The sequence below is a fragment of the Pararhizobium sp. IMCC3301 genome, assembly GCF_030758315.1.
GTDB lineage: Bacteria > Pseudomonadota > Alphaproteobacteria > Rhizobiales.
On the sequence record NZ_CP132336.1, the window covers coordinates 1,459,230 to 1,473,322 of the forward strand.

Annotated in this window: 15 protein-coding genes; 4 read left to right on the top strand and 11 right to left on the bottom strand. The window is 55.3% G+C overall.

Features of this window, described 5'->3' with window-relative positions; all coding sequences use genetic code 11:
• Positions 1-53: 53 nt before the first annotated feature.
• The 3 genes from RAL88_RS07010 to RAL88_RS07020 form a co-directional block, all read right to left on the bottom strand.
• The gene (locus RAL88_RS07010; protein ID WP_371932166.1) at positions 54-1,406 is read right to left on the bottom strand and encodes an ATP-binding protein; all 1,353 of its coding nucleotides are present in this window, start codon (positions 1,404-1,406) and stop codon (positions 54-56) included.
• A gap of 65 nt (positions 1,407-1,471) precedes the next feature.
• The gene (locus tag RAL88_RS07015) at positions 1,472-2,200 is read right to left on the bottom strand and encodes a response regulator (protein ID WP_371932146.1); all 729 of its coding nucleotides are present in this window, start codon (positions 2,198-2,200) and stop codon (positions 1,472-1,474) included.
• 48 nt (positions 2,201-2,248) lie between these two features.
• Positions 2,249-2,743 (bottom strand): MarR family winged helix-turn-helix transcriptional regulator, encoded by a 495-nt coding sequence (locus tag RAL88_RS07020; protein ID WP_306268273.1) that lies wholly within the window; start codon positions 2,741-2,743, stop codon positions 2,249-2,251.
• Positions 2,744-3,005: 262 nt separating this feature from the next.
• Here RAL88_RS07020 and RAL88_RS07025 point away from each other — a divergent pair, with 262 nt between their 5' ends.
• Positions 3,006-3,905: a branched-chain amino acid aminotransferase gene (locus RAL88_RS07025; RefSeq protein WP_306268274.1), complete on the top strand. Its 900-nt coding sequence runs from the start codon at positions 3,006-3,008 to the stop codon at positions 3,903-3,905.
• A 60-nt stretch (positions 3,906-3,965) separates the two neighbouring features.
• On the opposite strand, the gene RAL88_RS07030 is transcribed toward RAL88_RS07025, so the two are convergent.
• The 7 genes from RAL88_RS07030 to RAL88_RS07060 all read right to left on the bottom strand — a co-directional run bounded on the left by RAL88_RS07030 (position 3,966) and on the right by RAL88_RS07060 (position 8,937).
• Complete coding sequence (locus tag RAL88_RS07030; RefSeq protein WP_306268275.1) at positions 3,966-4,181, bottom strand: cold-shock protein; 216 nt, start codon at positions 4,179-4,181, stop codon at positions 3,966-3,968.
• 308 nt (positions 4,182-4,489) lie between these two features.
• Positions 4,490-4,618, bottom strand: coding sequence for a DM13 domain-containing protein (locus tag RAL88_RS07035; protein WP_306269607.1), 129 nt, complete (start codon positions 4,616-4,618; stop codon positions 4,490-4,492).
• 104 nt (positions 4,619-4,722) lie between these two features.
• The gene (locus RAL88_RS07040; RefSeq protein WP_306268276.1) at positions 4,723-5,232 is read right to left on the bottom strand and encodes a DM13 domain-containing protein; all 510 of its coding nucleotides are present in this window, start codon (positions 5,230-5,232) and stop codon (positions 4,723-4,725) included.
• 138 nt (positions 5,233-5,370) lie between these two features.
• Entirely contained in the window at positions 5,371-5,937 is a 567-nt protein-coding gene (locus RAL88_RS07045) for a hypothetical protein (protein WP_306268277.1), read from the bottom strand.
• Between the two features lie 241 nt (positions 5,938-6,178).
• Positions 6,179-7,036, bottom strand: a complete 858-nt coding sequence (locus tag RAL88_RS07050; RefSeq protein WP_306268278.1) for a flagellar motor protein MotB — start codon at positions 7,034-7,036, stop codon at positions 6,179-6,181.
• Position 7,037: 1 nt separating this feature from the next.
• Positions 7,038-7,811, bottom strand: coding sequence for a motility protein A (locus tag RAL88_RS07055; protein ID WP_306268279.1), 774 nt, complete (start codon positions 7,809-7,811; stop codon positions 7,038-7,040).
• A 130-nt stretch (positions 7,812-7,941) separates the two neighbouring features.
• The gene (locus tag RAL88_RS07060) at positions 7,942-8,937 is read right to left on the bottom strand and encodes an SIS domain-containing protein (RefSeq protein WP_371932147.1); all 996 of its coding nucleotides are present in this window, start codon (positions 8,935-8,937) and stop codon (positions 7,942-7,944) included.
• Between the two features lie 161 nt (positions 8,938-9,098).
• On the opposite strand from RAL88_RS07060, the gene RAL88_RS07065 reads away from it, so the two are divergent.
• Positions 9,099-10,310: an outer membrane beta-barrel protein gene (locus tag RAL88_RS07065; protein WP_306268280.1), complete on the top strand. Its 1,212-nt coding sequence runs from the start codon at positions 9,099-9,101 to the stop codon at positions 10,308-10,310.
• Positions 10,311-10,347: 37 nt separating this feature from the next.
• Here RAL88_RS07065 and galU read toward each other — a convergent pair whose 3' ends face one another.
• On the bottom strand, positions 10,348-11,235 hold the full coding sequence (gene galU / locus RAL88_RS07070) for a UTP--glucose-1-phosphate uridylyltransferase GalU (protein ID WP_306268281.1): 888 nt from the start codon (positions 11,233-11,235) through the stop codon (positions 10,348-10,350).
• 139 nt (positions 11,236-11,374) lie between these two features.
• Here galU and RAL88_RS07075 point away from each other — a divergent pair, with 139 nt between their 5' ends.
• Together RAL88_RS07075 and RAL88_RS07080 are read left to right on the top strand one after the other, a co-directional pair.
• On the top strand, positions 11,375-12,598 hold the full coding sequence (locus tag RAL88_RS07075; protein ID WP_306268282.1) for a lytic murein transglycosylase: 1,224 nt from the start codon (positions 11,375-11,377) through the stop codon (positions 12,596-12,598).
• A 275-nt stretch (positions 12,599-12,873) separates the two neighbouring features.
• Positions 12,874-14,070 (top strand): DUF459 domain-containing protein, encoded by a 1,197-nt coding sequence (locus RAL88_RS07080; protein ID WP_306268283.1) that lies wholly within the window; start codon positions 12,874-12,876, stop codon positions 14,068-14,070.
• Positions 14,071-14,093: the final 23 nt, after the last annotated feature.

Genomic DNA, 14,093 nt, shown 5'->3' on the forward strand with positions numbered 1-14,093 from the left:
GACGACGGTCCGGTGTGCGTTTCCGGGCGGCAAGGCCCCAGTCATTCGACGCTTTAGACAGGCAGCAGAAGGACTGCCCGCAATCCGCCATATCTGCTGTCGCCAAGCGTGATGTCTCCGCCATGGGCCAAAGCAATGTCACGCGCAATCGCCAGCCCAAGTCCGGTACCGGTTTCATCCTGATTGCGCGCCTCGTCGAGACGAAAAAACGGTTTGAAGACATCTTCCCTTGCACTTTCCGGAATGCCGGGGCCGTTGTCCTCCACTGCAATCGACAATTGGCCGTCACCATGGTGGACATAAATGTCGAGCAGGCTGCCGTAGCGGCAGGCATTGCTCACCAGATTGCCCAGGCAACGCTTGAACGCAGTTGGCCGGATATCAATCGCCGCCTCCCCTTCAATCGTAAATGTGCAAGGCACATCGTGGAGCCGTGCATGTTCACACAGTGATGTCAGCACCTCATTCAAATCCACTGCGGCCGTAGCTTCCTGGGTATTGTCACTGGCAAAAGACATATAATCGTTCAACATGCTTTCCATGTCGTCCACATCATGGATCAGAGCCCGATTGTCTTCCGATGCATCCATCATCGCCAGTTGCAGCCGAAATCGGGTCAGAATTGTCCGCAGATCATGACTGACGCCAGCCAGCATGGTGGCACGTTGTTCCACCTGGCGCGCGATCCGTTCGCTCATCTGCACCAGAGCAAGCGAGGCCTGCCGCACTTCTCTGGCACCTGAATGCGACAGATCGGAAATGGATTGACCCCGGCCGAACCTGTCGGCGGCGTTGGCAAGCCGCTGTATCGGCCGGATCTGATTGCGCAGAAAGATCACGGCAATGAAGATAAGTACAAGAGACGTGCCCACCATCCAAACCAGAAAGATATGCGAATTGGTCGCATAGGCCTGGCTGCGCCGGGCGAAGATGCGCACCACCTTGTTATCCAGCAGAATGCGGGCTTCGATGACATCTGTGTTGCCCACAGTATCAATCCAGAAAGGTTTGCCCACGGCCTCGCTGATCTCCCGGGCCAGAGTACGATCAAGCAGATTGAAAAACGGCTTTCTGGAAGGGGACGGGAGCCGGGCTTCCGGCAGCACTGTGACCCGAAGACCCAGATTTTCAGACGCAATTCTGATCAACCTGTCGAAATCCTGTTCAGGATATGTCTCCAGCAAATCCACCACAGCTGCAATCTCGCCGGCAACGGCTTCCGACATGCGTTGCGTCACAAGCGTCCAGTGCCGCTCCAGAAACACAAAGGCAACGACCGATTGCAACAGCACCATGGGCGCAACGACAATAATCAGCGATCGTCCGAACAGGCTGGTGGGCAAAAGACGTTTGACACCGCGGAACAAGCCGCGTGGCTTTGCCTCATCATCGGGCGGAGATGTCAGTTCAGGAAGCCTTGGCTTCAGTGTTCGCTCTGTCACAATTGTTCCTGAATTGCGGCCTCTAAGCCCTATTCTGACATGAGACGGTAGCCGATACCACGCACGGTTTGCAGGAATAGCGGATTTGACGGATCCACCTCTATTTTCCGGCGCAGCCGGTTGATCTGCACATCAACGGTGCGCTCACTGGCGTCAGCCTCGCTCCCCAACAATTCAAGGCGCGGGACCGTCTCACCGGCACGTTCAGCAAAACTGCGCAACATGTCTTTTTCGCGATCTGTCAGCCGCACAATCGTTTCCCCCCGTTTCAACTCGCCCCTGGCAAGGTGAAATGTATAGGGTCCGAAACAGACAAACTCGACCAGCGGCGTGGCCGGGACAGCACTGCGCCGCAGGATGCTGTTGATCCGCAACAGCAATTCCGTGGGATCGAACGGCTTCGGCAGATAATCGTCAACTCCGGCTGACAGGCCCGAAATTCTGTGCGGTGTTTCTGCTCGGGCCGTCAGCATCAAAATAGCAATGTTGTTGGTTTCGCGCAGCGATGTTGTCAGTTCAATGCCACTTTCACCCGGCATCATCACGTCCAGAATCATCAGATCAAAGTGGAAATTATTGAGGTAATTGCGCGCCGATGCTGCATTCTCCGCCAGAGTTACCCGAAATCCGTGTTCCGACAGAAATCGCAGCAACAAGGAGCGGATGCGACTGTCGTCATCCACCACCAGCAAATGCGGTGCATCATCTTCAAGTGCCTGGCTTGCAGCAGGTTTGTCAGCCATATCAGTAGCAGTCATGATTTTGTTTCCAACCGGTATCCTGCAATCCTCGCTGCGATTTTCCCACTACAGTTCCGCCGCATTGGACATGCGCAGAGCCAGGGACCGCTCATCTTCATTAATCAGATATGACAGAAAGCGCTCCGCTCCAGCTCGATCCCGCGCATCCAGACTTTCTAATGCATGGCGGATACGGCGAGACTGTGGCTCACGCAGCCGGTTAAACAGCGCTGCTCCCTTTTCAGTTGTAAACAGCAACCTCTGGCGCCGGTCCAGCGCACCCTGTTGCTGCTGGATGAAGCCGGTTTCCACAAGCTGCTTCAGCACCCGTGCCAGACTCTGCTTGGTGATCTGCAGAATTTCCAGCAGCTCAGCCACTGAAATTCCCGGATTGCGGGCCACAAAATGCACCACCCGGTGATGCGCTCTGCCAAAGCCGTATTCCTGCAGCAAAGCATCTGGGTCACTGACAAAATCGCGATAGGCAAAGAACAGAAGTTCGATGAACACAGTGACATCCGCGTCGGGGTCGTCGAAACGGTTTTTCACGATCTCACTCATAAATTTATGTCAGCCTTATTGACATATTTCTTTTCGTTTGTTACCGAATTCCAGCGTCCTGAGACAGATTTATGCGTAACGTGGCACAATACGGCAATGAAACTGCAAAACCGGATTCGGCAGCACAGCTGCTGCCATTGCTTTATAGGGTCTAATTCGCGTGTTTCGCAAATTGCAGCCGATAGTATGGCCAGGATGCGTGGAAACAAGTTTGCATGACACTTTGCATGACACCGAGTAACAACAAACAGGATAAGTGAAAATGGCTGGCGTTCCGTTTGACCAACTGCAGGGAGAAATCTGGTACAATGGCAGTTTTGTCCCCTGGGCAGATGCCACGCTGCACGTTTTGACCCATGGTTTGCATTATGCCAGCGCGGTGTTCGAGGGCCAGCGCTCCTATTCCGGCAAGGTCTTCAAACTGGAAGAGCATACCGCGCGCCTTCGCACTTCGGCACATATTCTCGGCTTTGAGATCCCGTACACTGACGACACCTTGAATGCGGTGACAGTGGAATTGCTGCAGCGGCAAGATCTTGTCGATGCTTACATTCGCCCGATTGCCTGGCGCGGCAGTGAAATGATGGGTGTTTCGGCGCAGAACAACACCATAAATGTGGCCATAGCTGCGTGGCCATGGCCATCCTATTTTGATCCCGAGCAACGCCTCAAGGGCATCCGCCTGGATATGGCGGAATATCGCAGACCGGATCCAAGAACGGCGCCGTGCCGCTCCAAGGCGGCAGGGCTTTACATGATCTGCACCCTTTCAAAACATGCCGCCGAGCAAAAGGGCTTCGCTGACGCTTTGATGCTGGACTGGCGCGGCCAGGTTGCTGAAGCCACAGGAGCGAATGTGTTTTTCGTCAAGGACGGCGTCATTCATACGCCAACCCCGGATTGTTTTCTCGATGGCATAACACGGCGCACTGTGATCGACCTGGCAAAGCGCCGCGGGCTTCAGATTATCGAGCGCGCCATACTGCCTGATGAAATGGCCGAGTTCGAGCAATGTTTCCTGACGGGAACGGCTGCGGAAGTAACGCCCGTTTCGCAGATCGGGCCTTACCAGTTCACGGTCGGCGAAATCGCCCGCACCCTGATGGAAGATTACGAAAAGCTGGTCAATGGTCGGCCTAATCTCGACATCGCGGCGGAATAAAGCCAACGAAAAGCCCGCCCCAGAATATTGAGGCGGGCTAAAACTTTCAAAGGCCGGGAATTACCCTTCCATCTGCAGATCGACAGCTTTCGGGCCTTTGCCGCGCTTGTCAGGTTCTGTTTCAAAAGAAACACGCATATTGTCCTGCAATTCCGGCAGACCAGACGCCTGGACTGCTGAAATATGCACGAACACATCGGTGCCGCCATCATCAGGTGTGATGAAGCCGAATCCTTTGGAGCCGTTGAAAAACTTAACTGTGCCGCTTTGGCGCATGGGAGGAATCCTTTTCCCTTAGTCTAACACTGCGTATGCCGGTGTGGCATAGGCTTTAACGCACGTTCAGCAGCATGGTTTCAAAGGGAACTGGATCATGTTTTCACGGCGCATTGTCGGTAATCCCTCTCTCCCCCCAATGAGTTCAGGATTATCTCCAAGTATTGCCGTTCTTATTATTGTCCCGAGGCAAAAGCCGGGTCGTCTCTATCATCCCTCGGGCATGGCTGCCACCCGAGCCTCATTACTATGGGTCTGGTAATTGGGAAGCGCAAGCAAAAGTTAAATCAGTGTTTTGCCGGATAGCCTTAGCTGGACAGATCTGCCGGAGAAAAAAGCACGCCGAACTGTTCGCACCATATCACCACCGATTTATACGCTGAAACATCTGTACCTTGCGGAATAATATAAGTCTGATCGCCAATGTTGCCTTTCAGCGACCCTAGAGCGTTTCACGGTTACATTGAACCATTTGATGCTCCAGATCAGTTCATTGGCAAGGCAGTCAACGCAGTGCGATGCAGGGCATCGGGCAAGTTGGCTAACGCTGTCCGATGGGCTGATATGGAGCACCGAAGGCCAGATTTGCACGCCTGCCGGACGTCGTTACACTCCCCTTGTGGTCATGAAGACCACGGCGCGAAGTGTGCCTAGCCGGCAAACGAGCAAATCCGGTCAAATGATTCAATGTAACCGTGAAGCGCTCTAGAGACAGCCATTCGCTGGCACTGACATCTGATGAGGACTGAATATCGGAAGCTTTCACCAGCCAGACTACAAGATCCGGACCATTGGTGGTTTCAAATTCTGTCAGACGAAGCACATTTGCTCCAGTCGCTATTCTGAATATGGCAGCGTTGCCTGCGCCCTTGTGAGAGCTGTCAGCATCACGGAAGCTTCCCTGCGCCACCTGATCCATCTGCAGCGCCGCTGGCAGCTCTTCGGAGACCACTGTGTCGATCCACAATGGCGATGCCAGATACCAGAACGCGTTGCCCACGACGAATCCAATGGAACCGGCGAGGAAAGCAGTCAGGAGAATTTTTTTCACGTGTGCCCCCAAGTCAGTGTACCGATCTGCTCAGTATCAGGACTTGGGCGCTTGTGATCAAGAAACCTTTTCGTGAAGGTTTTTGCTGCGGGCCGTCACATAAATGTGACCGGCCGGATCATAGCCGGGAAAGATTTTTCAATGCTCGAGCCCGGCGGCATTGCGGGTTTTGTTCAGGTCCATCGCAATAACAGGTATGTCCCGGTTGCGTTCCGTATCGGTAATCGAAATGATGACGCGCATCAGATCCTGCCGCTGCAGCAGCAGATCCATATTGCCCTGAGTGCGGCCGCGGGTGAGGCGCAATTTCAGCGCATCGCCGTTGCGATCACCGTAAATGTCCAGGCCATTGCCCTTGGCGCCGCCCATGAAACGTCCAACATATTTCTGCACACCTTCTGAATATTTGATGCTGGCTCCCATTCGGGCCGAAAACCGGCCAATGGAGCATTTCCCATCCATTGCAATCTTGACGCCGGTCCGGCTGGGTGTGCCACTCAGAGAGCATTTGAAGCTGGTGCCCTTGTCAGGGCCGGCCAGGACCCGGCCGGTTCCACTCCAGTTACCCTGTAACTGTGCCAGGAAATCCGTTTCCACTTCGCTGGCGGTGCTGGCCGAAACAGTCAAGCTGAGAGCAACCAGGATGAAAGCCAGATTGGTCAACATTTTGACAATGAGATTCTGAAATGAATTAATAACGCTCAACACAACAAAACTTCCTTCGATTTGCAGACAGCCAGGGTGGGATCAGTGTCGTCACAACGGGCTTGTTCGTAAGATAACCAAATGTACACCAACAATAGCAAGCAATCGTTAACCAAAACCAAATGTAACCGATGCTGACGATCCGGCGGCGAGATTTTCTCTCCGCTGGCGCTGGCGTCATCGCCTCAGCTTTTCACCGATCCCGATGCGGGCTGATATGAAGTGTCAAAAGCTGGCTGTGTCAGGGTTTGAAACCTGCCGGCAATGGCGGCTTTTCCGCCATCAGTAGAATGCTGACGCGCCGGTTGGCGGCAAGGAAGGGATCATTGGGAAACAGCGGCTCCTGATCCGCCTTTCCGGTGACGGAATGAAACCGGTCATTGGGAATGCCGTATTCCGCAAGAAGACCGCGCACCGCATTCGCCCGGTCGGCCGAGAGTTCCCAGGTTGTATAATACGAAGTGGACAGCGCGCTTGATGCGGTGGTGTGTCCGGTAATCGAGACACGGTTCGGCAAATCGCGGATGACAGGAGCCATGGCCCGGATCAGTTTTCGCGCTGTTTCCTCTGGAAATTTCGACCCTTCGCCGAACATCGCCCGCCCGTCCTGGTCAACCAGTTGAATGTTCAGCCCGTCTTCTGTCTCGACCATGATGATGTTTTTGGACAATTCTGCGATTTCCGGCATTTCCTGCCATGCCTGACGCAACGATGCGGCGGCTGTCGCAAACTGTCTGGGAATGTCAATGTCTGCCTTTTCAAGATCCCGAGTGTTGGCTTCCGGCCCCTGACTGCGCTTCTCATCATGCCGGATATCTGCATAATCTGTATCGGTATCGCGCTCCACTGCAGCAACACGTCGTGCATAGTCACGCACGGGAGTGCCTTCAATTTCAATCATACCGGACTTGCGGGAGTCACTCCTCACACCGAAGGCCTCGCGCATCGAGCCGGCGACAACCTGCAACTTTTCCTTGTCCTGAATGGAAAACGAGATGATCAGTACAAAGAAACACACCAGCAGCGACATCAGATCGGCGAATGTAACGAGCCACTCCGGAGCTCCGCTATTGCCGGGTTTCGGCGCTCTGCGGCCCATTTTAAGCGGCCTCACCGGGTTGGAAACCGGCCCGCGCATGTTCCGGCAGATACGAAATGAGCGCCTCCTTGACAGAATCAGGGCTCTTGTTCTGCCGCAGTTGCATCACACCATCGATAATCAGGCTCTGATTGAGTTCCTCGGTCTTGAATTTCGAACCAAGCTTGTCGGCAATGGGCATACATATGACGTTGGCAATGAGCGCTCCATACAGGGTCGTCAGCAACGCGGTTGCCATGGCCGGACCGATCGCCGAGGGGTCATCCATATTTGACAGCAATTGAACCAGCCCGACCAGCGTGCCGATCATTCCAAAGGCAGGCGCTGAATCGCCCAATGCCTTGAAAACCCTCTGCCCTTCTTCAAGTCGTTCAAGATAAAGGTCGCGCTCGCGCTCCATGGCGTCGCGGATAAAGGCGGCTTCGTAACCATCGGTCACATATTGCACGCCCTTGGCAAGAGTGGGGTCTGACAGTTCTACCTCTTCAAGTCCCAGCGGTCCGTTGCGGCGCACGATGTCTGCAAGTTCGGCGATCTTTTCGATGATGCTGCGGGCGTCTGATTTCTTGTGTTTGAAAGCAACTTTGCCGCCGGTTCCAAATGCTGCGAGCAGACCGGCCAGCGGAAACCGGATCAGCGTTGCCGCAAGCCCGCCGCCGATCACGATGAGCACAGAGGGAAGGTCTACGAATTGGGAAAGATTGCCCCCCAGAAACATCGCGACAACGACAACAGAAAAACTGAAAACGATGCCTAAAATGGAAGCCAGATCCATATGACTGGTGCTCCGGTCTGAAAATTACTGATACTCGACACAATGTGCTTAAGGGAATGAAGCTAAAAAACTGATAATGTCAGCCGGATCAGAGATGTTCCGTAAACGCAGGGCCAGTCGAAGCTTCAGATCAGGCGGTGCCGATGCGCAGCAAATCATGCAGGTGAAGGATACCGACGGTCCTGCCATCATCGACCACGAAAACAGCAGTAATTGCAGATGCATTCAGCACTTCAAGTGCTTTCGCCGCCAGCATGTCAGATGAAATCGATTTTGGGCTGTGCGTCATCACATCATCGACACTCAGCGCCAGCAGATCACCATCCAGATGACGCCGCAGGTCACCATCGGTGATGATCCCGATCAATCGGCCTTCGCCGTCTTCAATCCCAAGCGCACCGAAGCCCTTGGCTGTCATCAGGACCAGCGCTTCGCGCATCGATGTCCGGCTTGCAATCAGCGGCATGGCATCGCCCTGATGCATGATTTCCCGGACGTAACGCAATGTCGCGCCAAGTTTTCCGCCAGGGTGAAAGACGCCGAAATCATTGGCGCTGAACCCGCGCGCTTCCAGCAGTGCGACCGCAAGCGCGTCACCGATTGCCATTTGCAAAAGGGTCGACGTGGTTGGCGCCAGACCATGAGGACAGGCCTCTTCAATCCGCGGCAGTACCAGCGCAATGTCAGCCGCCCTGGCAAGGGCACTGTCCGCACCGCAGGTAATCGCGATCAGGGGCACATTGTAGCGTCTGGAATACTGGATCAGATTGCTCAGTTCAGGGGTTTCGCCGGACCAGGACAGGGCCAGCACAGCATCCTGTTCGGTGATCATCCCCAGATCACCATGGCTGGCTTCAGCAGGATGAACAAAGAATGACGGTGTTCCGGTTGAGGCAAAGGTAGCAGCCAGCTTGCCCCCGACATGGCCACTTTTGCCCATTCCGGTAACAATTACACGGCCCTTGATGCCGAGCATCAGCTTGACGGCATCGAAAATGGCACCGGCCAGCGGCCCCTCAAGGGCACTGATGACGGCTTCGACACCGCACACTCCGGTCCGCAGACTATTGCGAACCGAAATTATCGGGTCGCGAGGCTCGGTCGCACTGACAATCACACTGGACACTGGCAATCCCGTCAAATCGGTTCATTGGCGCCGCTTGTAGCATGTTTTAGCCCCCTGAAAAGATCGGAATGGACCTCAGAAATCTCCCATTGGCCGCCCGATGGTAAGAGCTTCTTAACCATAAAATCGCAAAACATGTGTATCTCAGAAGGGGATGATATGTGGCGCGTCTGCTGACCCGTGCGATTTTCAATGCTGGAATGATCACTTTGTGGATGATGGCCTTTGCCTCGGCACAGGAGCAGCCCGGCACGGACGCAGAGACCCTGGGATTGCGCGGCGTGGCTGCCGAGCCAGCTCCGGCTGCCCGACAGGCCGGCCTGCGTCTTGGCAGCTTTCAAATCGACCCGTCCCTGGAAATCGGTGTGTCACATAAAAGCGGCGAAACCAACAAAACTCTGGGAGCCAAAGTCGTGGTCCAGTCCCAGTGGAACCGCAACGATTTGCGGCTCGAAACAAAATTCGACACTGCAAGCCGGCGCGGACTGAACGTCGAACAATGGACCGCAGCCGCGGTGCTCAACGGCCGCCTGGATATCACTGCAAGACTGGCTGCAACCGGCGAGTTGCGCTATTCCATGACTGCTGATGAGGAAGAACAGGACCAGACCAATTATGGCGCAACCGCCGCTGTGCTGGTCACTCCGGGTCCGCTGGAAGTAAAGCTGCGCGGATCATTGGACTACCAGATGGTTGGTGACCCGGTTGCCGGATCTGAAAGCGGCAATGACTATCGCGAAACTGCAGCGGAACTTCGCCTGGCCTATGACAGGGGTGCAATACTGGCGCCCTTTGTCCAGGCAGTCCTGACCGACCGCAAGACCGGAACTGTAACCGGTTTTGACGGCGATGCCACGCTGTGGGAACTGCGGGGCGGCGTGCAGATCGACCGCGGTGAAAAGTTTTCCGGAGAAGTTTCCGCCGGCATCGGGCAGATCAGAACGCGCGATTCGCGGCGCGATACTTTAAACGGCCTGCTCTGGGCGGCGTCTCTGACATGGTCGCCCGTGCGACTGACCACAATCACCCTTGATGCGTCCGGCGGCTTGCAGTTCAGCGAAACGACTGATCTGACGGACAGCACCATGACAAACGGCATCCGCAACACCAGAATCGCACTGCGTGCAGAGCGAAATTTCAATTACCGGCTCGATGGTTTTGCCCGAGCGAGCTACAGTTACGGCTCATACAGCGGCATTGACCGTGCCGATCAGACGATGCTGTTCGAAACCGGTCTGACCTACGCACTGACGCCGCAAAGCAGCCTGTTTGCCAGCTTTACCCATGAACGTTCGCGCAGCAGCGGAGCGGATCAGGCCGAAGATGATGAGCGCAGCAATGGTGTCGCCGTACGCCTGCAGGTGCGCCGCTAGCGCATTTTTTTCCGGTGGAATCAGGAAGAGCTCAGTTTTAGAGACCCAGAATCATTTCCAATTCGGCGCGGAAATCGCCTTCGATATCTTCGCGCTCCAGTGCAAACGCCACATTGGCGGCAAGGAAACCTATCTTGGAACCGCAGTCGAAGGTCTGGCCGTGGAATTCCTGGCCGAAAAACGACTGGGTTTGCATCAGTTCAACCATCGCATCGGTAATCTGAATTTCGCCGCCGGCACCGGCTTTCTGACGTGACAGGATGTCAAAAATTTCCGGTTGCAGAATATAGCGCCCGTTGATGAACAGGTTCGAGGGAGCCACATCCGGCTCCGGCTTTTCCACCATCTGCGAAATCTGGAATGCGCTGCCCTCGCCGTCCGGAACATCTTCTCCAACACCGACAATGCCATAGCGGTGCGTCATTTCAGGCGCACATTGCTCCACCGACAGAATATTTCCGCCGGTGCGTTCATAAAGGCTGCTCATGCTGGCAAGACAGGGCACTGCGGCTTTCATCACCATATCGGGCAGCAGCAGGGCAAACGGTTCATTCCCAACCAGCTCTCTGGCACACCACACCGCATGGCCCAGTCCCAGCGGCGATTGCTGCCTGGTGAAACTGGAAGATCCCGCAGGAGGCAGGTCTTTTTGAAGCTCATTGAGAATATCGAACTTGCCACGCTCGCGCAGCGTCGCTTCAAGTTCAACCTGAACGTCGAAATGATCTTCGATCACGCCCTTGTTGCGGCCTGTGACGAATATGAAATGCTCGATGCCCGCTGCTCGCGCCTCGTCCACCGCATATTGGATGACGGGCCGGTCGACCACGGTCAGCATTTCCTTTGGCATCGCCTTGGTTGCAGGCAGAAAACGTGTGCCAAGCCCGGCGACCGGAAAAACAGCTTTTCGTATGCGTTGCGACATTTTATTGCCAAACTCCTGTTTCACATGTTGATCTTAGCAATAAGACCATCACGTTATCAAACATGCGTTAACCTTTTATTGGTAACAAAGCATTAACCTTACGAATGTGTTAAACAGATTGCGAGCAACGGTCCAGCTTATGACGCGTTTTACAGACAATATCCTTCGACGTTTCCTCTGCGCGCTTTTTGCGTTGGCGGTGTTCTTTCCGGCAATTGCCCAGGCTGACAGTTTTGACGACTGGGTCCGCGATTTCTGGCCCACGGCGCGCGCGGAAGGCATATCTTCCAGCACCTACAAGGCTGCTTTCGCCGGGGTGACTCCCGACAAGAGCATCCTGAAAAGCGCAGGCAGCCAGGCCGAATTCGTGCGGCCGATCTGGAGTTATCTGGACAGTGCCATTTCTGAAAAGCGCCTGGCGAACGGCCAACAGAAACTTATCGACTATCGTCAGACTCTCGATGCCGTTGAAGCACGCTATGGCGTTGACCGGCATATTGTCGTGGCTATCTGGGGCATGGAATCCTCCTACGGTGAAGTGCTGAACAATCCCAAGATCGTAAAAAGCGTTATCCGGTCCCTCGCAACGCTTGCCTATGCGGATCGCAGGCGCAAAAAGTTCGGCCGCCAGCAATTGCTCGCGGCCCTGAAAATTCTGGAGCGCGGGGACATTGATCCCGCCGGATTGACCGGTTCCTGGGCCGGCGCAATGGGCCACACCCAGTTTATTCCAACCACCTATCAGGCCTATGCGGTCGATTTTGATGGCGATGGCCGCCGCAACATCTGGACGTCAATTCCCGACGCGCTTGGTTCAACGGCAGCCTATCTGAATAAAATGGGCTGGCGCGGCGGAGAAACCTGGGGCTATGAAGTTGTCCTGCCGCGCAATTTTGACTTTGAATATGCCGATGCAAAAACCGAGAGAAGCCTGACGCAGTGGAAGAACCTCGGCGTCGGGCGCACCACCGGTCGGACCTTCCCGAGACCAGAGGACAAGGCCGTGCTGTTCATGCCTAGCGGCGCACGGGGACCAGCGTTTCTGCTGCTGAAGAATTTCAAAGTGATCAAACGCTATAACAATGCCGATGCCTACGCTCTGGCAGTGGGCCATCTGGCGGACCGGTTGCGTGGCGGTGAGACATTTGTCCAGACCTGGCCAAGAAATGCAAAACCGCTGACCACAACGGACCGCAAAGCGCTGCAGCAACTGCTTCAGGCCAAAGGTTTTTACACCGGCAAGATTGATGGCAAGATCGGTGCCGGGTCACGGGCGGCAATCCGCAAATATCAAAACCGGATCGGCCATATCCCCGATGGCTATGCCTCAACAGAAATTCTCAGTCGCCTGCAGGGCGGCTGAGACCGGGCATGCATGGCGAAGCCTCACAAGTAACCCCCGCCACCCCAATCTGCGCGCAATAGCCAACTCTCCAGACCGGACGTTACCGGAGTGGTTTATCCCTGTTCCATCCTGCTGATAAAACACCCGCAGGCTCTTTTGGCTTGCCCGGGCAAATGCTATACAGGGTGAAAATCTACCGCAGCATATCACTGGATGAGTGTCAGCAAATGCAGGGTCGGCCTCTAGTTCACGGATTGAAACATGTCAGCAGGCCTATCGTTGCAGCGCTTGTCATGTTTGCAGTCAATCTGACAGCGCTGCCGGTGGATGCCATACCGGCTGCCAGACCTGCCTTGTCCTATGGCAGCAGTCTGCCGGTTACGAAAATTCAGGAGGGCGGCTTTCTGCAGCGGCTTTTCCGCGGCAACCGCAACCAGCGTCAGCCACAACGGCTGCTCAGGCGCAATCCTGACCGCGCGGCGCCAGCTCCACAGGTGAAGCGCTCACAGCCGCGCCGTACACAGCGCCAGCCGCAGCAACCACAAAGGCAAACACCGCAACCAGAACAGTCCGCACCAGAAATCAAACAGGTGGAAAAAAACACCGATGCGCGGCGAATACTGGTGCTGGGAGATTTTTTTGCGATCAGTCTGGCCCAAGGCCTGGCAGAAAGCTTTGCTCAGGACCGGACCGTCGCTGTCGACTCATCGACGAATGCCGCCTCCGGCTTTGTTCGCTACGATACTTTCAACTGGGAAGCTCATCTCAGGACTGTTCTGGCAGATTCGGATCTGGGCGGCAGAGCCGATCTGATCGTTGTGATGATGGGGGGTAATGATCGCCAGTTCTTTCGCGCACCTGAGCGCATAGGCCTCGACACAAAGGCCTGGCTTTCACAATATGAAGCCAATGTGGATGCGTTCGCCGAAAAGCTCGCCGAAACAAGATTGCCTGTGATCTGGGTCGGTATGCCTCCGGTACGTGGACCTAAAACCTCTGCACATCTGGCAGTTCTGACCGGCATCTTCAAATCGGAAGCTGAAGAAATCGGAGCCCGCTATGTCGATATCTGGGATGCATTTGCCGATGAAAAAGGTGTCTATGATGAAAACGGCCCTGACATCAACGGCCAGCAGACCCAACTGCGTCGTGGCGACGGCTTCGGGCTGACAACAGCGGGCCGCGAGAAACTCACATTCTTCGTCAAACGCCAGTTGGACCGTTATCTGGCCGGAAGTGGCGCGGTTGCAGGCACGCCGGGCGGAGTGGTCTTCTCCGAGGATGGACCCGTCATTCCGCTCGCTGGCTTTGCCCTTGAAGATGCCATTTCATTAAAGGGCGGCGTGCCGCTGATCGGCCCGCCAATGGATCCCGGCAGACCGTGGGAAGAGGTGTCAAACGCGTATAATGTTCTGATCCGGGGTGTTGCCCTGGATGCGCCGGAAACCCGCGCGGACAATTTTTCATGGCCTCAGCCACAACCCGATTGAGGCCCCGCCAAAGCCCGATTGAG

Excerpts from the sequence above, each read along its gene's own strand:
- RAL88_RS07015 (WP_371932146.1), bottom strand. The coding sequence starts at position 2,200 with ATGACTGCTACTGATATGGCTGACAAACCTGCTGCAAGCCAGGCACTT.
- RAL88_RS07020 (WP_306268273.1), bottom strand. The coding sequence starts at position 2,743 with ATGAGTGAGATCGTGAAAAACCGTTTCGACGACCCCGACGCGGATGTC.
- RAL88_RS07025 (WP_306268274.1), top strand. The coding sequence starts at position 3,006 with ATGGCTGGCGTTCCGTTTGACCAACTGCAGGGAGAAATCTGGTACAAT.
- RAL88_RS07030 (WP_306268275.1), bottom strand. The coding sequence starts at position 4,181 with ATGCGCCAAAGCGGCACAGTTAAGTTTTTCAACGGCTCCAAAGGATTC.
- RAL88_RS07050 (WP_306268278.1), bottom strand. The coding sequence starts at position 7,036 with ATGGGCCGCAGAGCGCCGAAACCCGGCAATAGCGGAGCTCCGGAGTGG.
- RAL88_RS07055 (WP_306268279.1), bottom strand. The coding sequence starts at position 7,811 with ATGGATCTGGCTTCCATTTTAGGCATCGTTTTCAGTTTTTCTGTTGTC.
- galU (WP_306268281.1), bottom strand. The coding sequence starts at position 11,235 with ATGTCGCAACGCATACGAAAAGCTGTTTTTCCGGTCGCCGGGCTTGGC.
- RAL88_RS07075 (WP_306268282.1), top strand. The coding sequence starts at position 11,375 with ATGACGCGTTTTACAGACAATATCCTTCGACGTTTCCTCTGCGCGCTT.
- RAL88_RS07080 (WP_306268283.1), top strand. The coding sequence starts at position 12,874 with ATGTTTGCAGTCAATCTGACAGCGCTGCCGGTGGATGCCATACCGGCT.